The sequence below is a fragment of the Amycolatopsis sp. lyj-23 genome (assembly GCF_046549135.1).
Lineage (GTDB): Bacteria > Actinomycetota > Actinomycetes > Mycobacteriales > Pseudonocardiaceae > Amycolatopsis.
Genome location: NZ_JAJPWN010000026.1, coordinates 1 through 20567, shown reverse-complemented (window position 1 = coordinate 20567; position 20567 = coordinate 1). Strand labels below are relative to the sequence as shown.

Here is a 20567-nt window from a genome sequence, read left to right as displayed (position 1 = left end):
CAGCCGCCGTGACCTGCGAGAGACCTCAATGCGGTGAGGATCACGCAGGCACCGACCCGTCAGCCGATGCGATCCACTCTCCAGCCACCGCGGAGCCACCATGCCAGTGACCGACGGCGCGAAACCCGAGACCTACTGGTGGGCCACCGTGCGCGCGCGGCCACTGCACGACTACCTCGACTCCCGCACACCCACGGCCCGGATACGGCACTGGCCCACTCGCGACCCCGACTTCCCTCACACCATCCACCCGCTCCAGGAAGCCTTAGACGAACCAGATGACCACGACCGACACCGGCGCGCTCGCCCACGCCGTGGGCACGGAACTACAGCAGCAGCGGGAAGACCGCGGCTGGTCCCGCGCTGCGCTCGCCGCCTGGTGCAACAACCAGGTGAAGACGCGAACACTCATCACGTGGGAGAAAGCCACCCGCTCGATGTCCCTGCGCCAGCTCGGCGACGCCAGCCGGCTCTACCTGATCCGGCCCTCGCAGCTGCTGGCACGAGCTGAGCGCCGCATCGGCTGGGATCCCGACCTGTCCGTGGATCTCGCTGTCCTGGCCGCCACCCAGCTCGACACGCTCCGTCCCGCGGCCCGCTGGGCACAAGACCAACTCCACGCCGGAGAACCTCCGTTTCGCGGAGTGAACCCGGACGACCTCGCCAGGCTTGCGGACCGTTGTCGTCTGAGCATCGCGCACCTAACCATCCTGCTATCCACCGAAGCGCCGGAACACTGATGACACCAACAGAAACGACACACAGCACAACGATCCACCGAACCACGACCACCGGGAAGCCGTGGTGGCACAGACCAGTCGGAACGAATCCCGACCGCATCAATCTGGCCTTTCTATTCGATGCCCTCCGCCAGGCCAAAAACAGCGACAACCGCGACGTCGCCTGCGTCAAATTCGCCCACAACAACGAACTTGACGCCGCGCTCCTGCTCGAAGCCCAAGTATCGGGAGCGGGGTTCGTGTTCCGGTCCGAGCGCGCGTTCCTCGACCGGGCAGCCACCTACCTCGTCGCCCGGCAGGGCATCAGCACCATCGTGGTCGCCGGCGCCGGCCTGCCCAACATCCTCGCCGAGCAGGACTTGCACGCACTCGTCCGCCGCACCGAGACAACCAACCGCAACCGCGAGCAAAGCATCACCCGCGCGAGCGTGATCTACGTCGAACACGACCCGCTGGTACTGGCGCACCTGCGCACGCTCGCCGACGCCGACAACGGCGTCCACGTCGTTAACGTCGATCCCTGGGATCCCCACGCAATGTGGGACACCCTCTACAACACCGCCGAAGAAAACCCGGGCCTGGTCACGCCCGACCACGACCAGGTGGCGCTGCTGCTGGGCGGGGTGATGTCCTTCCACGGCGGCAGCCGCGCCGAGGCCGCCCAGATCGTGCAGGAGCATCTCGCCCGGCTGCCCGCCCATGCGTTCCTGGCCATGACGCACCTGCTGCAGCCCGAGCACCCCGACCTCGCCGCCCAGGCACTCAAATTCGAAGCTGCGCTGCAGCGCCATGGCCCCGGCACCGGCAGCCTCGCCACCGAAGCCCAGATCGGAGCGATGATCCACGGCACCACCCTGCTACCGCCAGGGATCGGCCCCGCGTTCGCCTGGTTCCCCGACGGGCCACCCACCAACACGCCGGTGTGCGGGAACTTCACCGCCGCGGTCGTCACTCAGAAGCCCGGACCAGATCACGACCTGCCGGAACCTCCGTGGTGGCCGGCGCGCCTCTGACTTTGCTGACCGCGCTGGTCGCTCGCACTCGCCTCCGTGCAGCTCATCCTGACCAGCCCCGTGACACCGGGTCCCAATCGGACGCACCAGTTCCCTTCGACCACTTCCGCGCAAATCCCGCATCAGCAGCACCGCCGACAGCACGACTAACGATTCGAGGGCCGCATGAACCCTGCACTCATCGCGCTGCGTCAAGCTCTCTGCGAGAACGACGCGGCGCAGATCCTCTGCTATGGCGGGGAAAATATCCCCGACCTTGTCAAAACTTCACAGTACGCTCGGCTTTGTTGTCAGTACGCTCCGACGAGGCGGGGACGACTGTGGATGCGCCTTCATCCGTGGCGGGTCACTGCGATCAGCGGTCGGCGAGCCCCTCGGGTGAAGGTCATCCTGAGTGAAGCTGCGCTGTACCGGCTCGCCGCCTTCGCCCCCGGATCCGACATCGTCACCAGACAGGTACGGCACCTGATCCACCTGACCGGACTGACGCACATCAGCCTGCGCATCTACGGCTTCGAACACCTCCTCCCGCCGCCCTCCGGCCAGATGACAGTGGCGACCACCAGAAACGGCCGCACGCAAACGTTCGTAGGCGACATCCTGTCCCCCTTCGGCGTGAGACCCCTGACCGGCCACCAAGCCGGATATGTCACCGCCGAAATCAACCGGATAACTCCGGCTTGCCACGACCACGACCACAGCCGCACCATCCTCGCGGAAGTCCTCGCGCACCGGTCGAACCTCTGCTCCGCTCAACACTGCCGATTCTGCGGCGGCCAAAACCCCGATCCCCGAGCACGAACCGCTAACACTGCGGGAAGAAGGACCTGATGGCACACCATCAGCCGGGCAGCCACTGCTGGGTTCTTGTCGTACTGATCGGAGCCGCCGTGGCGCTCGCCCTGATCGCGCACACGCTGCGGTGTGACATCCGCGCGGGAACCACATGACACATCCATGACGTTCTCGGTCGACGACCTCAAGCTAACAATCTCGCAAGCACAGAAGGCAATCGGCGGGAACGGAGCGACCTACTTCACGGACTGGGAGTGCGTCCTGACCGAGCACGAGGCCCTGTTGTCGGCCGTCCTGTCAGGCGTGAACATGCAGGAATGCCGACACCTCGTCGCAAGACTTGTCCAGCTGCGGCAGGCCAACGAAGCGCTCTACACGGCGCAGTGCCAGTTCGACTACGCATGCAGTGAAGCACTAAGGGCGCTCTGACCCCACCATTGCGAACTCCCCGTCGCTCAAACCGAGCCCGACAGCACCGGAGAGCAGCGCGGGAACCGACCGAAGAAACACACCCGCCCGTCTACAGAAACCAATCGAAGGACAATCTTGCCTCGTCACCCACCGCCGCAGGAACTGATCGACTCATGGGCGGCTCAGTACAACAGCGGCCTGAGCCTGCGTCGGATCCAAGCGAACACAACCGTCTCTTACGGCACGGTGCATCGATACGTGAGTAGGCACCCGACAGTCACTATGCGCGGGAAAAACGGCCAACCCGGCGGCACGCACCCGTGGAACCGGTAGACGCAGTGGCAGCCCGACAGGCGGTCACCAGCACACGTACGTCGACAGCTCGCCTGGCCGCGCACCTGCTCCTGGTGCTGTGTACCGGAGCCGCCGCCTACAGCATCGCCGCGGTAGCTCTGCTCGTCCTCGACGGCCGCTGCCTGACCCAACCGGCCACCACAGGCTGCGCACCGCTGCGGCTGCATCTGGCGCAGTTCCTTCCCGCCTACGCCACCGCCCTCGCGCTGCTGCACGGGGCCGTCGCCGGAGCCGTCCAGCTGTGCCGGCGCCGCGCGATCAATCCCGTCATCACCGCCGACTGGCTGCTCCTGATCACCGCCACACTCGCCGCCCTGGCATTGAGGTTCTGACCCGCCCCCGTTCCACTGTCCACTTCGCACGAAACGACCGACATCCATGGATTTTCTGTTCACTCTGCTGCTGTGCGCGCCGTACCCGGCAGTCGGCATCCACACCGCGCGCACCGTCCTGCGCGAAGCCCGCGACCGGCTTCCAGACAGCCGATCGAGCTGCCGACGCCAGCGCACCCGGGCCTGGTTCCACGCCGCGGTCATCGCGGTGCTGTGGCCCGCCGTGGAGATCCTCCCGCCGCTGGCCCGCTGGACCCGATCCCGTACGGCCCGTCTGCGCCGGCGGACCCACCGCAGGGAGCACTGCGCATGAGCGACCACCCCGCGTCGCGGCCACACGTTCTGCGCCAGCTCCGGCGAACGCACCTCCGATGAGCCTTGTCTACGAGCACCTACTTGAAATCACGCTGCGGGTCTACGAACTGCTGGCCGATCATCCCGGGCCCGACACCACCGCCACGCCGCTGGCCGCCGCCCTCGAACTGCCCGAGGCCGACGTCGCCGACGCGTTACGGCGGTTGCACATCGCCCAGCTCGTCGACCGGCGGCGCGGCGACCGCTACCAGCTGCCCGCACGACTCCGCCGCCACGTCGCCGGGCTGCGCGGCCGGGAACAGCCCTCGACCCGAAACCGGCAGCGGGCCCGGCTGGTCGACTTCTACGCCGCGACCGCAGCCGCCGCCATCCCGCTCATCGCCCCCGACGCCCACCGCTTCAGTCCGCCCGCAGCCCACGAGGCCACGCCGTACCTCCACCCCGACGAACGTCACGCCCGCGCCTGGTTCGGTTGGGAACACCAGGTGCTGCGCCAGGTCGCCACGACCGCCGCCGGGTGGGGCTGGGACGACGTCGTCGTCGAGCTGGCCGAGGCCGTCTGGCACCTGGGCCGCCCCGGCTATCACCACGACGACCTCGCCGTCGTCCAGCAGGTCGGCCACGCCGCCGCCCAGCGCAGCCACCCGGCCATTGCCGCGGTGTTCCGTGCCCGCGAAGCCGCCGCGCTGTCCGACCTCGGCCACCACGACCAGGCCCTCGCCGCCGCGGCCGACGCGGCCGCGGCCGCCGACGACGGCGAACCGCGCCTGGTTGCGTTGACCTACTCGCTCAGCGGACGCGTCCGGCTTGCCGCCGGGCAGGTCGACGACGCGTCGCAGGATCTGCACGCCGCGCTGCGCGCGCAGCGCCGCGTCGCCCGCGACCCGCACGGCCACGCCGTCCTGCACCGCCGGATCGGGCAGGTCCACCTCGCCCTCGGCCGCGTCCCCGACGCCCTCCGTCACCTGCGCACCGCACACGAAGAATTGACCCGAGCCCGCTACCCGCTCGGCGCGGCCCGCACCGCGGTCCCGCTCGCCGACGCCCTGGTCGCAGCCGGTGACGCCGGTGCGGCAATGGCCGAGCTGAGTGACGCGCGCTCCCGCATCGGAGCCACCACCGCGGTTCGCTACCTCGCTGCCCTGGACCTGGCCACCGCCCGCACCGCTTACCACCTCGGCGACACCGGCATCACCCGCCGCCTGACCGACACCCTCATCGCCCAGCTGCAACACGCCGGCCCCGGCGCCACCGCCGACCTGCGCGCCGCCCACGACCTACGCGACCAGCTCTGACCCAGCAACCCCAGCCACAGCCACAGCACCGATTGCGAGGACCTACGCGATGGAACCGTTCTTCCAGCCCGACCGGCTCTGGCCGACCGGGCACCGGCAAGTCCAGCTTCTGATCATCCCCGATCTCGGCGCGAACCCCGGCTTCGCCGACTTCGTCACCGGTTGCCGCAGCGTTATGGCCGGTCACCCGGGCACCACCGAACCGGTCCCCGATGCGAGCCTGCACCTGACGGTCCAGTCCATCGGCTTCCCCGGCCGGGACCGCATCGAGACGGCCACCCGGACGCGGCTGATCACCGCGCTCGAGTACACGCTGGCCACGGTGCCGGCGTTCGACCTGCTGATGGGTTCGGCGCTGGTCGGTCACGGCGGTGTCGTCGCCGACACCCACCCCGACGACGGGTTCAACCGCCTGCTCGACCGTGTGCGCCCCGTCATCGCCGACGTCTGCGGACCGGGGACGATCGTCTACGACAGCCGCCCCGCTCACATGGCGCTCTGCTACGCCGGTGACCACGGCTCCAGCGACGACCTGCAGCGCCGGCTCCGCCACGACGTCCGCCCCGGGCACGCCCGCCTCACCGTCCGCGCCGTCGACCTCGTCGAGACCATCCAGGTCCCGCACCGATGCCGCTACGACTCCACCGTGCTGCGCCGCTTCCCCCTCGCCACCAGACCCGAACGGGGCGTTCCCGCCGGGATCGGCCAGGTGGCGTCCGCATGAGCACCTCCAGCACAGGCTCCCACCTCACTGCGGCCGACCCATGCGGTCACGTCCACGACGGCGGCCTCGGCAGCGACTTCACCCGCCAGCACCACATCACCTGCACCTCCTGGGATCTCGGCACGGTCGCCAACGGTCCGCACCTACGCCAGCAGTGGACGCTGCGGATGCAACGCCACGACACCACCGGCTCTCCCTACGCACTGACCTGGGTCCACGACTGGAACACCGGCACCGGCGCACTCGACTGGGACTGGGCGGTGTTCCTGCTCGCCCGCGACGCCCAGGACGGCCGGCTGAGCTGGGCCGACTACATCCGGGAAAACCACCTCACCGGCTCCACGCCCGCGGAACTCACCGCCGAACGCGAGTACTGAACCCGCTGCCAATACACCTGGCACCGCGTGCGGGACTTCCTCCGAAACGACTCGGCGCTGCTCGCGGCGTTCTTCGACATCCTCCCGCCGGAGTACTGACCCACCCGCCGACCGGGATCCGGCCTCCCGGCGATTTCCCGCGAACTCACACCAGAAGGGCAGCTCCATACACATGGACGGGCACGTACGACCCGGCGACCAGCGCGGCAATCCGCAGCGACGGCAGGGTGGTGTCACCGGATGCTGACCTCACAACAACGAGACCCCGCGGCCTCCTCCCAGTCCGTTCGCGCGTCCGCCCCGCCTCCAGGCCGTCGTCGATGGCCCACGGTCGGCCAGTACATCGCTGCTGAGCACACCCGGCTGACGACCGAAGACCCGGACGCCGACTGGCTACCCCGCGCCCTTGAGCCCAAGGACTTCCAGCTGGCATTGCCGCGCTATGAACGCACGCCCTATCGCGTGTGGTCGGCCATCGAACAGCGGGCGCGCGCCGTGCCCTGGTCACGTATCGCCGCCACCCTCGGCGTCCCCGAACCCACACTCCGCAGCTGGATCCGCCACCACGCCACACCCGCACAGCGACCGTCGAGGCGGCGCCGCACCATCACCATCCATTCCGCCGGCACCCGGAACACCGCACGCGAGAACGAAAGGCCAGCAACCATGACCGGAACGCTCGACCTCCACGTCGTGACCGCCAACCTGAAACGCGCCGGATACGACTACGGCACCCGTCACCACGACCACACTCTGCTCCGCCAACTGCTGTCCACCTTGGAGTATCCGCCGCACGTGCTGTTCCTGTCCGAATGCACGTTCTACGATGCCCGCACCTACCTGTCGACACCCTTGTTCGACGCCCTCGACGTCCTGGACTCCTTGTGGGGCACCACCATCGATGCACACGGGCGCGCGGTGCCGGCCGTCCAGTACACACCCTTCCTCTCCACCGTGGCGGGATCGATCAACTCACCCGGGCTGTTCATCGACCGGCGCTACGTGCGGCCCCGATGCTGGTACCCGGCCGACTGGCGCCACGTCCTGGCCAACTCGCTGGTCGCCGACATCAACGGACACGAGATCTTGCTCAAGTGCGTGCACTGGAACGGATCGGGCGGTCACACAGGATTCGATCGCATGTCCTCCCAGCATGGCCAGCTTGCGCAGCGCAAAGCCATCCTCGCAGGAGACTTCAACGCCACCAGCTCCCACCCGGGAGAACACCTCCCACAAGACTGGCACGAGCTCTGCGTCAGCCAGGGCAACGCCCACAAACTGAGCCAGAAAGGGATCCGGCAGCCCGACGGCACGTGGCGCCTCAACACCCAGGCCCTCGACGCGTTCCTCGAACACGGCTGGTGGGACGCAGGCGAAGCGGCGGGCGACTTCACCCCCACCGTGCGCCCGGCCATCGACGGTGGCTCCGGCCTGCGGATCGACCGCATCACAGTCAGCAACCGCACCCCCGCCACGCTGGTGTCCGGCTCCTACACCGTGCACGTGCCGGATGGGCCCGCGGTCTCCGACCATCGCATGGTGTCGTGCTGGCTGAGAATCGACCCACCACCCACGGCCGCCGCGCCGAATGGCGCCACACCACGCTAGGGGGCTTCGGTTCCGATGATCGCTCGTCCTTCGTCCGATGACGCCGACTGCTCCACCGAAAATCCGGCCGCCGCCGAGCCCGGCGCGACACCGGCACCGCGTCAGATCGACCGATGGGTACAAGAACCGGTTCTCGTCACTCACACCGGACACGCGGACACGGCCTCGTACGGCTGCAGCACCGCAGACCCACCCCGAAGCCGCTACGGCGCGCTGCGAAGCGGGTTCGCTGGATCCGCCGATCTTGTCGACCGCGGGAAGTTTTTGGCTCGGGGCAGGCGCCCTCCCCAGAGACCTAGCCCCGAGCCGGGAACTCGTTGACCGCTGGGGGGTTGAGCGGTTCACGGTCCCCAGAAGGGTCCGCTGTGGCCGCTCCCTGTGGACCACTGCGAATGTCCTTCTCAGACCAGAGTGCATCAAAAGCCAGCAATTCGCCACAAGTGTTGCCCTTTTTTTGGTATAACTTTACGTGTCGGCTCCTGCGCGAAACGCAGCGCTCGACATCGTCCTCCTCTGCCGCCTCGCCGCGGCTGGCGTGGTGACCGCACAGTGCAGCAGACCCGCGGTCCGGGGCAAGCCCACAGTCCGCAAGGGACGCACCGGAATTTCGCCGGCTGGCTTGCCCCGGACCCGCGGGGGCCCGCTGGCCATGTCCACGTCCACCGCCCAATCGGGCCGCGGCCACCAAGGAGGACTCCGTGCTCAAGTACTTCGTTTCCACCCATCGCACCCAAGGTCAGCGGGCTAACGACTTCACCAGCGTTCCCGACGTCGAGCTCGTCGACCTCGCCAGCAAGTCCCACGACGACCCCGACCACCCCATCTGCGGATGCGCGCGCAGCTTTGTCGGCTTCGACAGCCGTCAGGCCACCACCACCGCCGAGATCGTCGAATCCGACATGACCCCGACCGAATACGTCCGCCGCTTCCACGCCATGCTCCTCGCTCTCGGTTTCGCCGACAGCCCACAGCTGCGCGCTGACGCCGCCAACGACGCGATGGAACTCCTGCGGGTCGCGGCGCAGTGGCCCGTCGGCACCGTCGTGGAGCGCCGCGGGGACGAGATCTGCGTGCGCGAATTCCCCGCCGCGACCTGACCTGACGGCCATCACCAGCCCCGCACATCGCCTGAAGGAGAGCTCATGTCCACGTCCACCGACGCGCGGCGCGCCCGCGCGTATCTCCAGCACGCCGCCGAACCCAGCGACGCGGTCCTGGCGCGCTACGTCGCCGAGGTCGGGCCCGTCGACGCCGCCAACCATCTGGCCGCCGGCACCGCACCCACCGACGTACAGGATCACTGCCGTCGCGACGCCAGCTGGCAGCTGGCCGACACCAGGCTGAAGACCGCAGCCAGCCTCTCCGCCCGGTTCGTGATCCCCGAGGATGACGAGTGGCCGACCGCCGCCGTCGCCGGCCTGAGCACCCCGGCCACCGATAGCGAGGACCTCGGCGGTCCGCCGCTGGGCCTGTGGGTCCAGGGCGAGTCACGGCTGGACGAGCTGGCCGCCGCGCCCACGATCGCCATCGTGGGCTCCCGGGCCGCCACCGCCTACGGCGAGCACCACGCCGCCGAGCTCGCCTATGGACTGGCCTCCCAGGGCGTGCCGGTGTTCTCCGGCGCCGCCTACGGCATCGACGGCGCCGCGCACCGCGGCGCGCTCGCCGCCGACGGCGTGACCGTCGCCGTGCTGGGCTGCGCGATCGACCTCGGCTACCCGGCCGGGCACGTCGGCCTGCTGGATCGGATCGCCCGCTCCGGGGGTGCGGTCGTCAGCGAATATCCTCCCGGCACCCCGCCGGCGCGCCACCGATTTCTCGTCCGAAACCGGCTCGTCGCCGCTCTCACCACCGCCACCCTCGTGGTCGAGGCCGGCCGGCGCAGCGGCGCCCGCCACACCGCGCGCCTGGCCGGCAAGCTCGGCCGGCCCGTCCTCGCCCTGCCGGGTCCCGTGTCATCGACAACCTCCGCTGGATGTCACCAGCTGATCCAAGACGGCACCGCCCACCTGGTCACCTCCGTCGACGACGTCCTCGCCGTAATCAAGGACAGGGACGACGCCCACACGGAACCGGAGACGGGCCGTCCCTGCAGATGAGCCCGGCCGACGCTAGCGCACGCCCCGACGGCGGCCCGCACCTCGCGCAGTCCCGGTGACCCCGCGCAGGGTCGGGGGCCCGCCGTCGGACGCGCGCTGAAGACGGTGGCGGCTCACACCTGCGTGGGCCGCCACCGCCTCCCATTGCCTACCCCGGGGAGGCCGATCCCAGGAGCGCCGACACGTGACCCAGTACCGGACCCCCGGTGAACTGATCGGATCCCTACCGGGACACCTGCGCCGACACCCTGCACGTCATCGCCCTGCCAGCTCACAACCGCACCGCCAGCCGACGGCGCCTTACCACACCGACCGGCGCGGCGTTCCCCGTCACCCATGTGCGCGGCATGACCGCCGCGAGATCGCCGAGCACGTGCAGCCCACACTCCCGGCCCGAGGGCGACACCGACCTGGTCGTCGTCGTGATCGCCGAGGAGCACGACCGGGGTTGGCTTCCGCTGCGGGCCGCGATCGCCGCACTCGAGGCCGAACTGCGCCCCGCCGGGCCCACCGTCCTCGGCGGCGGCCCGTGGCGCGACTACCGCCGCCCCACCCACCTCGGCACCGTCATCGCCTCACGCGCCGACCTCGACTTCGCCGCGCCCATCCACCTCGGCGGCGACGCCCGACACGGACCTGGGGCCTGCCCTTCGCCCAGCACGGTGAACCTCTGCCGGCTCACGTCGGCCGCTTCACCCGCCGGGTAGTACCGCTGATCGTGCGTCGCGGAGACGAAGCCAACCAGCTCGTCGCCCACGCCACCACCCAGGCCGGCCGCGGCGAATTCCCCGACTACATCGCGGCGTTCGCCGCCACCACCGCGCAGGCCGACAACGCCGTCTACGGGCCCATGCTCCTGCCGCCGGCTGATCTGGACCCGCAGCGGGTCGAGGAGCTGCGGGTGCCGCAAACAAAGCTACTCCACGTCGTCAAAGAACTGCTTAACGTCATAATTCGCAATGAGTCGCGCTAGCCCAACGGGATTTTGCCCTGAACCATTAACCTTGCGCGGATCAGCCCCGTGTCTACGAAGCAGTTGAATGAGATTACCTCGCCCATTCGAATTAAAGACTGCTACGAACAGCGGCGTGTTCCCGTATCTGTTGACCGCGTCAACGATTGCTCCGGCCTCAAGCAGCACCTCGGCCACCTCCGCGTTTCCCTGCTGCGCCGCCAAATGAAGCGGAACGAAGCCGTCGCAGTCCCCCAGGTTCGGGTCCTGGCCTGCCACCAGGAGCGCACGGGCCTGGTCAGCAGTACCCTCGAGCGCACAGTAATGCAGCTCCGAGCGCCCTTGACGGTCAACCATGTCGATGTCTCCTAGCGTTGCTCATAGAGACGCACCATGTCACGCAACGGCTATCCAGCTGGTAGCGGCCTCTGGACGATGTCGACGGACTCGCCGATCAGGCGCTTGACCTCGCCGAACTCGCGTTACCCACGCGATGGCCGTAGTCGAGGCCGGCCGGCGCAGCAGTGCCCGGCACACCGCGCACCTGGCCGGCAAGCTCGGCCGACCCGCCCTCGCCCTGCCGGGTCCCGTCTCATCGACAACATCCGCTGGGTGTCACCAGCTGATCCAGGACGGCACCGCCCACCTGGTCACCTCCGTCGACGACATCATCGCCGTCATCGAGGACGGCGACGACACCGAACCGGAGACGGCCGTCCCTGCCGATGAGGCCGGCCGACGCTAGCGCACGCTCCGGCGGCGGCCCGCACCTCGCGCTGCCCCGGTGACCTCGGGCAGGGTCCGGGGCCGCCGTCGGGCGCGCGCTCAAGGCGGTGGCAGCTCACACCCCCGTGGGCCGCCACCGCCTCCCACGGCCCATACGCCGAGGAGGCCCATCCCAGGAGCGCCGACACGTGACCCAGTACCTCACCCCCGGGGAACTGATCGGATCCCTACCAGACACCCGCGCCGACACCCTGCACGTCATCGCGCTGCCTCGAACCCCGGACAGCACATCGGCGGGGCGGCTGACCTCGCCGACCGGCGCGAGCGTGCCCGCCACCGGGGTTCGCGGCATGACCACCCGAGAGCTGGCCGACCACGTCCGCAACGCCCTACCGACCAACCGCAGCTGCGATTTGGTCGTCGTCACGATCGCCGAGGAACGTACCCACAGATGGCTACCGCTGCGGGCCGCGATCGCCGCACTCGAGAACGACCTCCGCCCCGCCGGACACACGATCCTCGGCCGCTACTGGGCCCCGCACACCCGCCCCGGCGCCCCCTGGCGCGACTACCGCCGCCCCACCCACCTCGGCACCGTCATCGCCCCACCTGCCGACCTCGACTTCGCCGCACCCGTCCAGCTCGGCGGAGACGCCCCGACACCGACCTGGGGCCTGCCCTTCACCGACACCGGCGAAACTCTGCCGGCCCATGTCGGCCGCTTCGCCCGCCGGATCGTGCCGTTCCTGGTGCGGCGCGGGGACGAAGCCAACCAGATCGTCGCCCACGCCATCGTCCAGGCTGGCCGCGGTGAACTCGTCGACGACACCGCCGCCTTCGCCGCCGTGACCGCGCTGGCCGACAACACCGTCTACGGACTGATGTTCCTGCCGCCGAACGAGCACGACCCGCAGCGGATCGAGCAGCTGTGGATGGCCCTCTACCGCGGCAGCACCGAGCATGCGGCTCGTGCCCGGCTGGCCACGCTGATCGCGGCCAGCGCCGTCCGCCGGGGCGACCGCCACCTCACCGCCTCCGCCCTCGCCCACGCCCACGGAGCGCCGGGCGCAGCCACCGTCGGGCTGCTGTTCCAGCAGCACGCCAGCACCGAAGTCGTCGAGCAGCAGCTGGACCAGACCGCCGGCCACATCGGTGCCATGCCCTGGATCAGCGCGAAGCGCGGGTAGCCCCACGTCGCCAGCAAACCAGTTCGGGCGCAGCGTCCCGGGCCTTGTCGCGCTCCGGGACGCTGCGGGCCGCCTGTCACGGAGGCCACATCGTGCATCACGTGAGCCAATGGTCCGAAGGCATCGGTTCCTGGGCCGCCATCGAACTCGTCCGCCGCGAACTTCCCCGAGAGCCGATCACCCGGCTTTCGCCGACGTACTGATCGAGGACTGCCGCCGAGGCGAAGGGGCAGGGCTGGCTGGGCGAGGTCGCCGCGATCGAGACCACCATGGCGGCCGCGGCTCAGAAACTCGATGCCATGCGCGCCGCACGCAGTGGGACTGTGCTGCTCGGCATGCCCGACGTCCGATCCTCCATCGGGCGATCGAGCATCAACTGACCGCCGCGAAGGGTCTTCCCGGGCGACGCGAGCGGGTAGTGGGCAAGCCCCCGGTTCTGTGTATGGCAACGCCGTTGTTCGGGCGCCGGAGTCTGGTCACGCGTAGTCGGCAAAGATCCGACGTTCGGCGCCGTCGACGGTGATGGTTCCGCCGTGCGGGAGTATCCATTGCGGCCTGGTGTGACCGAAAGGAATACCGACGCAGACGACCGCTTCCGGATTATAACGGCTCACCACCTCGACAACCGCATTGCGTTGTTCGGCCCGCAGTCGTGACCGGTCCTGGGCAGACGGCCGGTGGGTGAAATCGGACACCGGCGGCCGGGCAACCAGGACCGCCTCCACCGCGCCGAGGATTCCGCGTTCGCCGAGCGAGCGGACGATCCATCCGACGTTGCGCGCCGGGAGGAGTTCCTCGGAGGTTTCGATGATGAGCACGCCACCGTGAAGGACTTCCGGCGGGAACGGGAACCTCCCCGCGGTGAGGATCCACTCGATCACCTCCAGGCAGCCGCCCCAGGTGCGGCCGGTCACCGATCGGGCCGGCCCGTGCCAACTCCAGGGCTCCGTCGCCTCGCGTTCACCGAAGGAGTCCAGGGCGCGCGGGTCGGCCCAGTCGACGCCGACGTCCTCGGACTCGCCCGGATCGGTGATCTCCAGTCGCTCACCGGTCAGCAGGGCCGCGCGCAGCGACTGGGCGTGGATGTCGTCCACGGCCGGTCCGGGACCGCGGTGGACCTGGGACGAGCCGCCGTAGAAGCTCGCGATGCCGTTTGCCCAGAGCCAGTGGTGCAGGTTGGTGTTGTCACTGGTCCCCAGGAACGGCTTGGGGTCCGCCCGGGCGAGGTCGGCGACCAGGCGCGGAATCACCGTGATCTGATCCTCGCCGCCGACGACGGCGAGGATCCCGCGGATCTGCGGGTCCGTGAAGGCGGCGTTGATGTCCGCGGCACGCGCCGCGGGTGTCGCCGCGACGTCCCGCGTCGTCGGGTACTCCACCGGGATGAGACCAGTCACGTCAGTGAGCCGACGCATCGCCTGCTCATGCACCTCAGGAAAGGCGCCGGCAGCTGCGAACGAGGGCGAGAGAACCGCGATGCGATCTCCCGGTCGGGCCTTCGGAGGATGGACAAGAGTACGCGCCATGCTGAAGATCCCAACACGTCCCCAGCGGATGCGCATTCCCTTTTGTCAGCCGACCGCGGGGAACCCGGACGCCACCCCGACATCCTGCCATCGGTGCGTCTCCAGTGAAGCGCAGCGCGGGTACGACACGCCCGGCCGCCACGGCTCTCCAAGATCCCGGTGTAACTCTCTGTCATCGACATTCCTTGTGTCGCGTCGTGACCGGCCGCAAGATTATTTCGGTTAAGCAGGCGTGTTCGTGCTTGCACGGCGTGCCGTAGGGACGGCCGTTTTCGCCGAGTTCGAGCTTTCGGAGCTAGAAATGCTCGTGGAACTCGCGTCACTCGTCTTCGGTGGATTCGGTATTCGGCCTTGAGCCGTGCTGCCCGGCGATTGTCCAGAAACGCCCAGTAGCTGCGGATCAGATCGTCTTGGAAGAACGCTCGCCAGCGTGGTCGCAGAGCCCGGCCAGGCCCAGCATCAGGAGCCACTGGACGGTGCGGTAGTTGATCACTTCTGAGCTGGCGCACCATATCCACGCTGGAACAGGTGGGAACTTCGGGACCGGTTGAGCGCGCGTGACGATCGTAGCGGGCGATCAAGGGAATGCGGCCGCCGTGCTCGCGGCGTAGCCGGGTGATGGCTGTGGCCAGAACACCGGCCAGTTCCGGGCTGACTAGCACCGCCACCCACGGGGATACGGCGCTCCTCAAACACCGCCACCACGGCCAGACCCACCCGCTGCCGCTGCCCGATCTGTTTACCGCCTGCACGGTCGCGGTTGCCCTCACTGAGCTGGGTATCGACCACGACCCGTGCCTGCTCAGCTCCGCGAACGACCCGAAGATCGCCGGCGCCGCTTCCAGGTGGGATCCCCTGCAACGGCAGGAGTCGGGCCGAGTGACGTCTCGGCCGGTCCCACGCTCCCCCGGCAGATCGGCGGTTCCGGGGTGCGAGCGTTCGGCCGTCGCGGTGTGACCGGGCCGAGGGAACCAGGCCCGCGCCGGCGGTGCACGACCACCAGCCCTTCATCGCAGGCTCCGCTCCGCGGTGCGGGGCCTGTGCACCGCCGGCGCTCGGCCTGGTGATCCGTGGCCGTCCACCCGCGAGCCCGCCGCCCCCGAGCAGCAGGCAAGCGCCGGCTACGAACAGAGGACTCTGACTGTGTCGAAGGAAACCAGCACCTGGCTCAACACCAACGTCCTCATCGGATTCACCGACAAACGCGGCCGCGCCTGGCACTACCGCGCCGACCACCAAGGCACCGAACCCAACCACTACCCCGGCCCGATTCCCATCACCGACGTCAAACGACGACTGTTCGGCTGGAGCGCCGAGCCGGCCCGGGTGTTCGTCGAAGACCGCTTCGGGCTCCGCCTCGCCGAACACCACCTGGGCGTCACCACCTCCGACACCGGCGACATCCTCGCCATCCACACCGACGAATACGGCATCCACCAGTACGGCACCTGGCTGCTGGACAACGTCGCCGCCCTGCTCGACGACGGCCTCGCCATCGGCTCCGCCGGGCTGCTGCGCGAACGCAAGCAAGCCTGGGTCAGCGTCGAAGTCGCCGACAACATCACCACCCCCGAGGGGGTGGAGTTCCGGCCCAACCTGCTCGCCTGCTCCAGCCACGACGGCAGCCTCAAGTCCCGATACAAGCGCGTCGTCACCAACGTTGTGTGCGACAACACCATGAACATCGGCCTGCGCGAAGACGGCCAGGAAGTCGCCGTCGTCCACAAGCGCAACAGCGCGCTGCAACTGCTCTCCGCCCGCGAGGCCCTGCAGATCGTGCACACCATCGCCGACGACTTCGCCGCCGAAGTCAAGAAACTCTGCCAGACCACCGTCACCGACCGTGTCTGGAAAGCCTTCCTCGACGCCCACACCCCAATACCCGAGCAACCGGGGCGGGGGCGCACCAACGCCGCCAACAAACGCTCCGCATTGACGCGGCTGTGGACCAGCGACAGCCGGGTCAGCCCGTGGAAGAACACCGGATGGGGCGTGGTGCAGGCGGTCAACACGCACCTTCACCACGAGGCCGTCATCCGCGGTGCCGGCCGCGCCGAACGGAACATGACCCGGGTGATGACCGGGGAACTGGGCAAGCACGACCGCACTGCCGCGGCGACCCTGCACAAGGTCCTCGCCGCCGTCTGAGCGCGCTCCGGTCCCCGCCCTCACTCGCTCGTTCCGGCCCACGAATGGACGTTTCGGCATGCGCACCAGCACAATCCCGCCGATGACGTGCGGCACCCACGGCTGCACGAACACCAGTCACGGAATCTCGATCGCGGTGTCGCGCCCGAGTATCTACCGCTGCCACGACTGCATCGCCTGCCTGGACGCCCTCGCCCTTCGCTGGATCCCCGGGTTCACCGACGAGCGTGCCTACGCCGACCGCAACACCGAACTCGGGCACCTGAACGCGACAGCGCTGCGGGAACAGGCCGCGCCGGTGCTGGCCGCGATCAGTGAGGCGCGGGATGCGTTCACGATGCTGGCCGACCTCATCGGCCCGGCGCTAGCCCGCGACACGGTCACCGCGATCGTCAACGCCGGCGACCACGTCATCGACAGCTCCGTCACCAACTGGTGGGCCGCCTACCGACACCCCGATCACCACCCGCGCACCGCACCGGCCCGCGCGGCTTACCGGTTCGATCACATCTGGAAAGTGCGTGTCGACGGCCGCGCCATCGGGACCGTCCATCGCATCACCGCCGGCGTGCTCGACCGCTACGAACCCCGCACCCTCACCGGATCCGTACTCCGACCCGACCTGCCCGACGACGAGCAGCCCCGCTACGACTCCGTCCACGCCGCCGAAGCGCTCATCGCATGGACGGCCGATCGCGAGCCCGCACCCGACGCCGTGGCTCCCGGCCACCCGTGACCTCGCGGTGTCGGGCGGCCTCAATCACGCGACCAGGTCCCGCGACACCGGTCAAGGCGCCACGTCGACACATCAACGTCCGGCCGCAGGCACGGGGCCTTGACCGGTGCCACCGCGGGACCTGGGTGACCGCGGTCGTCCGCACACCACCCCACGCGAGGCCACCTGAATGAACCGGGAATCCCCGAGCGGCACGCCTTCCCCCGGGCGAGCCGGCTCCCGGTTCGGGGCTGGCCGGGTCCGCGCACGCGCCGCGCTGCCCGGCCAGCCCCCTCGCCTCGCACCTGCTTCGGAGGTCCGAGCATGCCCCAGCCAGCCACACTGACCGCCACCGAACGGGAAGTCCTCGACGACGTCGCCCGCGGCCTGAGCACCATCCAGATCGCGCTCAAGCAGTTCCGGTCACACGAAACCATCCGCACCCACGTGAAGAACATCCTCGCCAAGCTGAAGGCCCGCAACCGCGCGCACGCCGTCGCTATCGCCCACGACATCGGCATCTTCAGGTGCCTGCTACCGCACCTGCCGACGACGCAGGCGATACCGCGGCGGGTGTCGCCGCCGGGCCACGCGAGGTGCGAACCCGGGAAGCCAGGGCGGGCGGCGTCCACACCTGCTCGTCGCGGCGTCCGCCCCAGGCGAGGGCCGCGATGACCGAGCCGGCTCTGTTCTCGCTCGAGAACCAGCGCGGGAGCCGTCCGCTCGACGTGGTGTTCTGGGGTGCCGGTGTCGAAAGCTCCGCATACCTCAGCGAAATCCTCACCAACCCGAACCGTCACGACGTCGACCCCCAGAGTCTGGTCCTGCTGAGGTCGGCGGCTTGCGGATCAGAACTCGTCCTCGTCGGTTTCGTCGGGTGTCATCGGCCGGACGATGGTGGATTCGTGCTCCCCAATCACAATCATCCCGGTCTCGGCGTCGGTCGGTGACGTTGCACTCACCACGACGCTCGGGCAGGAGGGTTAGCCGTCGTCCTCTCGCCAGAGTCAAGCTCGCCAACATGCCGGAAAAAGGAGCCGAGAACCAGCGGCTCCGCAGCAGGACAACATTCGGCTCTCGAACCCAGCGACCTAGCCAGGCGCTCTTTTGCCGTTGTTCACCGACCGCGAGCGAAAACCGCTATTCGGGCGCCGGTATCGCGGATCCCACATCGGGGCGCTGGAGCATGAGTAGCACCGTAGCGTAGACCCGTTGCACGTGTACGAGGAACGCGTGGAAATGGGCGACTTCGGTGGAATGTTCATCAGGCGCGTGCAGTAGCGCGAACAGGAACAGGCGCATCGAGTGCAGCAGATACGTGGGCGGGGCATGGTAGTTCGCCTGATCGACGGTTGTGGGGCGGCCCGGCCAGTCGTAGGCCATCGCATCCCACATTTCATGATCGACGACCACCGTCTTTAGTGCGCGCTCGATTCTGCGGCACGTCATCTTCAAGACGACCGACGCGTTCTCAGGATCGGGTTCAGCAGCCGCGAACAGCACGTCGATCTCATGCAAGGTTCCCATAGCATGCCTGGCCAGAAAAACAAGCCGCTCCAACGGCGTGGCCCCGTCCAGAACTTCGACGACTTCTATCGGAGACTCGTGAGGGATTGCGCCCTGCCTGCCTATCCACGACACAAAAGACTCGATCTTCAGTTGCTCCAGACGCTCTTCGGATAGCCCGTCCTTACCCGCATTCTGAGCCCCTGTTTTTCCTACTCCCATGGCGCGGCCGATGGCCTCCCACGTCAGGCCGCGTGCCCGCGCCTCGGCTAGAAGATCCTTCTGGACGACGCTCATGATCGCTTCCAGGTCTTTCGCGGCACGGATGTAGCGCAGTACCGGGTCCGTATCGGACGCCTCCATGCCGGGAGGATTCATACCGCTACCGAAGGTCCGAACCAGTTGGCCGATCGCACGCCGAGCCTCGAACACGGTGGCGTCGGTCGAAAATGGCCACGCGTCCGATGTGCAGGGGTTGCCCTTCCAATCAAAAGGGTTCTGCCATTCATTCACCCGCGCCACCTTAGAGGTATCCGCGGGTCTCCGTGAGCCCTTCGGTCCACTGCGAGTGGATCGGGCCATGTCAGTGGAACCGGTCCACTCGCAGTGGACGCGAGGTAGTGGCCTACGGCCGCGCGCCGTGCTCCCATGAGCGGCATGGCATCCGGCACCTTGAGCCTCGCACTGGCCTTACTGGCCACCACAGCCCTGGCCGCTCGGGCAACGGCCCCCATAGTCCGGGAAATACGTATCTGCCTTCTCTTGTGGCTCGCACTACGAGGGACGCGCCCCAACCAACGCCCTGAGGTCATCAAGGCTCTTCCGCCGCTAGACCATCGCCCTCCGCCCGCAGCTGCAGCATGCCGGCAGCCAACCTCCAGAGCAAGGTGATCCGGCACGTGCGGTGGAAGCCCTGCTTACCGAATACCGCGCTCTGTTTCAACCCGCGCAGCAAGATGTTCGGCAGGTTCGGCCTGCATGAGCGCCTCGTCGAGCACCACGTCGGCGCCGTCCTTGCGGAGTTCGAGCACCGCCTTGAATGCGCACGGTGGACGGTCTACGACATCCGCCGTCTGTTCTTCGCCCGCGGCAATGACCCAGCTCGTAAAGGTCCCGCGTGGTGGTCCACTCGGGCCCGATTCACCGGGACTCGCGCGGCCGATGGCCAGTGGCTGCGCCACCACGCCGGGGAGCCTACCGACCGTGACGCGCGAGTGTGGCCACGCGGACAAGCGCCGTCCTCGACCTATCCCCGGGTCGAACACTTCATCGGAGCGACGCTGGAGGGAACATCGGACAAGCAACGTCGTTCCTCCGACAAGCAGTGGAGCGCCGTCACTGGCTGTTCGGGGTAGCCGGGTCAGTGCACACGCCGCGCCGTCCAGGCCGGCCTTCCTCCATCACCACCTGTCCTCGGAGGTCCGACCACGTCCCACTCAGCCGAACTGGAAAAGCCATCGTGCCGACGCGTGGGCGGCGGCCGAGTGCCTGACCACGTCGACCACCTGGCTCTGTGGCTGATCCCGCTCGTCGGGCCAGCCGCTGGTCCAAACGTGAGCAGCGATCTTGCGTGCTCATCCCGTAAGTCCAATAGCAGCTCCAGCGGCGCGACGACGTCGGCGATCAGGATCCCGGCGGTACGCACCTGACCGCCGACGACCAAGCCGACGCCGATGGCACCGAGGACAGCCATGCCGATCCCAGAGCAGTAGAAGCCCAGCGGCAGCGGGTTGGCGTATGGCCG

At 68.6% G+C, this 20567-nt stretch carries 25 protein-coding genes; 21 read left to right on the top strand and 4 right to left on the bottom strand.

Translation table 11 applies throughout. The features are described from left to right. Positions 1–278: 278 nt before the first annotated feature. The 15 genes from ACLJPY_RS45540 to ACLJPY_RS45470 all read left to right on the top strand — a co-directional run bounded on the left by ACLJPY_RS45540 (position 279) and on the right by ACLJPY_RS45470 (position 11036). Entirely contained in the window at positions 279–740 is a 462-nt protein-coding gene (locus ACLJPY_RS45540) for a hypothetical protein (RefSeq protein WP_410597221.1), read from the top strand. Next, positions 740–1753: an SAM-dependent methyltransferase gene (locus ACLJPY_RS45535; protein WP_410597220.1), complete on the top strand. Its 1014-nt coding sequence runs from the start codon at positions 740–742 to the stop codon at positions 1751–1753. Before ACLJPY_RS45540 ends, ACLJPY_RS45535 begins: the two co-directional genes overlap by 1 nt. A 165-nt stretch (positions 1754–1918) precedes the next feature. Next, complete coding sequence (locus tag ACLJPY_RS45530) at positions 1919–2584, top strand: Scr1 family TA system antitoxin-like transcriptional regulator (protein ID WP_410597219.1); 666 nt, start codon at positions 1919–1921, stop codon at positions 2582–2584. 126 nt (positions 2585–2710) lie between these two features. Continuing rightward, positions 2711–2977, top strand: a complete 267-nt coding sequence (locus tag ACLJPY_RS45525) for a hypothetical protein (RefSeq protein WP_410597218.1) — start codon at positions 2711–2713, stop codon at positions 2975–2977. A gap of 117 nt (positions 2978–3094) precedes the next feature. Then, positions 3095–3292 (top strand): helix-turn-helix domain-containing protein, encoded by a 198-nt coding sequence (locus ACLJPY_RS45520; RefSeq protein ID WP_410597217.1) that lies wholly within the window; start codon positions 3095–3097, stop codon positions 3290–3292. Positions 3293–3297: 5 nt separating this feature from the next. Beyond that, positions 3298–3645: a hypothetical protein gene (locus ACLJPY_RS45515; protein WP_410597216.1), complete on the top strand. Its 348-nt coding sequence runs from the start codon at positions 3298–3300 to the stop codon at positions 3643–3645. Between the two features lie 46 nt (positions 3646–3691). Beyond that, entirely contained in the window at positions 3692–3958 is a 267-nt protein-coding gene (locus ACLJPY_RS45510; protein ID WP_410597215.1) for a hypothetical protein, read from the top strand. A 58-nt stretch (positions 3959–4016) separates the two neighbouring features. Further along, entirely contained in the window at positions 4017–5255 is a 1239-nt protein-coding gene (locus ACLJPY_RS45505; protein WP_410597214.1) for a hypothetical protein, read from the top strand. Positions 5256–5304: 49 nt separating this feature from the next. Then, the gene (locus tag ACLJPY_RS45500; protein ID WP_410597213.1) at positions 5305–5979 is read left to right on the top strand and encodes a 2'-5' RNA ligase family protein; all 675 of its coding nucleotides are present in this window, start codon (positions 5305–5307) and stop codon (positions 5977–5979) included. Further along, on the top strand, positions 5976–6356 hold the full coding sequence (locus tag ACLJPY_RS45495) for a hypothetical protein (RefSeq protein ID WP_410597212.1): 381 nt from the start codon (positions 5976–5978) through the stop codon (positions 6354–6356). Before ACLJPY_RS45500 ends, ACLJPY_RS45495 begins: the two co-directional genes overlap by 4 nt. 240 nt (positions 6357–6596) lie before the next feature. Beyond that, positions 6597–7964, top strand: coding sequence for an endonuclease/exonuclease/phosphatase family protein (locus tag ACLJPY_RS45490; protein ID WP_410597211.1), 1368 nt, complete (start codon positions 6597–6599; stop codon positions 7962–7964). Positions 7965–8662: 698 nt separating this feature from the next. After that, the gene (locus tag ACLJPY_RS45485) at positions 8663–9061 is read left to right on the top strand and encodes a hypothetical protein (RefSeq protein ID WP_410597210.1); all 399 of its coding nucleotides are present in this window, start codon (positions 8663–8665) and stop codon (positions 9059–9061) included. A gap of 45 nt (positions 9062–9106) precedes the next feature. Continuing rightward, entirely contained in the window at positions 9107–10063 is a 957-nt protein-coding gene (gene dprA, locus ACLJPY_RS45480) for a DNA-processing protein DprA (protein WP_410597209.1), read from the top strand. A 347-nt stretch (positions 10064–10410) separates the two neighbouring features. Then, positions 10411–10770, top strand: coding sequence for a hypothetical protein (locus ACLJPY_RS45475; protein ID WP_410597208.1), 360 nt, complete (start codon positions 10411–10413; stop codon positions 10768–10770). 11 nt (positions 10771–10781) lie between these two features. Next, positions 10782–11036: a hypothetical protein gene (locus ACLJPY_RS45470; RefSeq protein ID WP_410597207.1), complete on the top strand. Its 255-nt coding sequence runs from the start codon at positions 10782–10784 to the stop codon at positions 11034–11036. On the opposite strand, the gene ACLJPY_RS45465 is transcribed toward ACLJPY_RS45470, so the two are convergent. Further along, complete coding sequence (locus ACLJPY_RS45465) at positions 10980–11372, bottom strand: ankyrin repeat domain-containing protein (RefSeq protein WP_410597206.1); 393 nt, start codon at positions 11370–11372, stop codon at positions 10980–10982. The two genes, ACLJPY_RS45470 and ACLJPY_RS45465, sit on opposite strands and share 57 nt — an antisense overlap. 136 nt (positions 11373–11508) lie before the next feature. On the opposite strand from ACLJPY_RS45465, the gene ACLJPY_RS45460 reads away from it, so the two are divergent. After that, complete coding sequence (locus ACLJPY_RS45460; protein WP_410597205.1) at positions 11509–11760, top strand: DNA-processing protein DprA; 252 nt, start codon at positions 11509–11511, stop codon at positions 11758–11760. 169 nt (positions 11761–11929) lie between these two features. Continuing rightward, complete coding sequence (locus ACLJPY_RS45455; protein ID WP_410597204.1) at positions 11930–12928, top strand: DUF4192 family protein; 999 nt, start codon at positions 11930–11932, stop codon at positions 12926–12928. A 476-nt stretch (positions 12929–13404) separates the two neighbouring features. Here the strand turns inward: ACLJPY_RS45455 and ACLJPY_RS45450 are convergent, their stop codons facing one another. Continuing rightward, the gene (locus tag ACLJPY_RS45450) at positions 13405–14454 is read right to left on the bottom strand and encodes an LD-carboxypeptidase (protein ID WP_410597203.1); all 1050 of its coding nucleotides are present in this window, start codon (positions 14452–14454) and stop codon (positions 13405–13407) included. A gap of 1029 nt (positions 14455–15483) precedes the next feature. Between ACLJPY_RS45450 and ACLJPY_RS45445 the strand changes: the two genes are divergently transcribed. The 4 genes from ACLJPY_RS45445 (at position 15484) to ACLJPY_RS45430 (ending at position 18267) form a co-directional block, all read left to right on the top strand. Beyond that, the gene (locus ACLJPY_RS45445) at positions 15484–16602 is read left to right on the top strand and encodes a DUF932 domain-containing protein (protein WP_410597202.1); all 1119 of its coding nucleotides are present in this window, start codon (positions 15484–15486) and stop codon (positions 16600–16602) included. Positions 16603–16660: 58 nt separating this feature from the next. Beyond that, the gene (locus ACLJPY_RS45440) at positions 16661–17338 is read left to right on the top strand and encodes a hypothetical protein (protein ID WP_410597201.1); all 678 of its coding nucleotides are present in this window, start codon (positions 16661–16663) and stop codon (positions 17336–17338) included. A 303-nt stretch (positions 17339–17641) separates the two neighbouring features. Further along, on the top strand, positions 17642–17992 hold the full coding sequence (locus ACLJPY_RS45435) for a helix-turn-helix domain-containing protein (protein WP_410597200.1): 351 nt from the start codon (positions 17642–17644) through the stop codon (positions 17990–17992). Next, on the top strand, positions 17989–18267 hold the full coding sequence (locus ACLJPY_RS45430) for a hypothetical protein (protein ID WP_410597199.1): 279 nt from the start codon (positions 17989–17991) through the stop codon (positions 18265–18267). The genes ACLJPY_RS45435 and ACLJPY_RS45430 overlap by 4 nt, the downstream gene beginning before the upstream one ends. A gap of 190 nt (positions 18268–18457) precedes the next feature. Here the strand turns inward: ACLJPY_RS45430 and ACLJPY_RS45425 are convergent, their stop codons facing one another. Then, the gene (locus ACLJPY_RS45425) at positions 18458–19336 is read right to left on the bottom strand and encodes a hypothetical protein (protein ID WP_410597198.1); all 879 of its coding nucleotides are present in this window, start codon (positions 19334–19336) and stop codon (positions 18458–18460) included. A 404-nt stretch (positions 19337–19740) separates the two neighbouring features. Next, the gene (locus ACLJPY_RS45420) at positions 19741–20007 is read right to left on the bottom strand and encodes a hypothetical protein (protein WP_410597197.1); all 267 of its coding nucleotides are present in this window, start codon (positions 20005–20007) and stop codon (positions 19741–19743) included. Between the last annotated feature and the right edge of the window lie 560 nt (positions 20008–20567).

Bases quoted from the DNA above. Each gene is read 5' to 3' on its own strand.
- ACLJPY_RS45435 (WP_410597200.1), top strand. From the start codon at position 17,642: ATGCCCCAGCCAGCCACACTGACCGCCACCGAACGGGAAGTCCTCGAC.
- ACLJPY_RS45430 (WP_410597199.1), top strand. From the start codon at position 17,989: ATGACCGAGCCGGCTCTGTTCTCGCTCGAGAACCAGCGCGGGAGCCGT.
- ACLJPY_RS45450 (WP_410597203.1), bottom strand. From the start codon at position 14,454: ATGGCGCGTACTCTTGTCCATCCTCCGAAGGCCCGACCGGGAGATCGC.
- ACLJPY_RS45465 (WP_410597206.1), bottom strand. From the start codon at position 11,372: ATGGTTGACCGTCAAGGGCGCTCGGAGCTGCATTACTGTGCGCTCGAG.
- ACLJPY_RS45540 (WP_410597221.1), top strand. From the start codon at position 279: ATGACCACGACCGACACCGGCGCGCTCGCCCACGCCGTGGGCACGGAA.
- ACLJPY_RS45505 (WP_410597214.1), top strand. From the start codon at position 4,017: ATGAGCCTTGTCTACGAGCACCTACTTGAAATCACGCTGCGGGTCTAC.
- ACLJPY_RS45475 (WP_410597208.1), top strand. From the start codon at position 10,411: ATGACCGCCGCGAGATCGCCGAGCACGTGCAGCCCACACTCCCGGCCC.
- ACLJPY_RS45460 (WP_410597205.1), top strand. From the start codon at position 11,509: ATGGCCGTAGTCGAGGCCGGCCGGCGCAGCAGTGCCCGGCACACCGCG.
- ACLJPY_RS45490 (WP_410597211.1), top strand. From the start codon at position 6,597: ATGCTGACCTCACAACAACGAGACCCCGCGGCCTCCTCCCAGTCCGTT.
- ACLJPY_RS45500 (WP_410597213.1), top strand. From the start codon at position 5,305: ATGGAACCGTTCTTCCAGCCCGACCGGCTCTGGCCGACCGGGCACCGG.
- ACLJPY_RS45440 (WP_410597201.1), top strand. From the start codon at position 16,661: ATGCGCACCAGCACAATCCCGCCGATGACGTGCGGCACCCACGGCTGC.
- ACLJPY_RS45510 (WP_410597215.1), top strand. From the start codon at position 3,692: ATGGATTTTCTGTTCACTCTGCTGCTGTGCGCGCCGTACCCGGCAGTC.
- ACLJPY_RS45495 (WP_410597212.1), top strand. From the start codon at position 5,976: ATGAGCACCTCCAGCACAGGCTCCCACCTCACTGCGGCCGACCCATGC.
- ACLJPY_RS45530 (WP_410597219.1), top strand. From the start codon at position 1,919: ATGAACCCTGCACTCATCGCGCTGCGTCAAGCTCTCTGCGAGAACGAC.
- ACLJPY_RS45535 (WP_410597220.1), top strand. From the start codon at position 740: ATGACACCAACAGAAACGACACACAGCACAACGATCCACCGAACCACG.
- ACLJPY_RS45525 (WP_410597218.1), top strand. From the start codon at position 2,711: ATGACGTTCTCGGTCGACGACCTCAAGCTAACAATCTCGCAAGCACAG.
- dprA (WP_410597209.1), top strand. From the start codon at position 9,107: ATGTCCACGTCCACCGACGCGCGGCGCGCCCGCGCGTATCTCCAGCAC.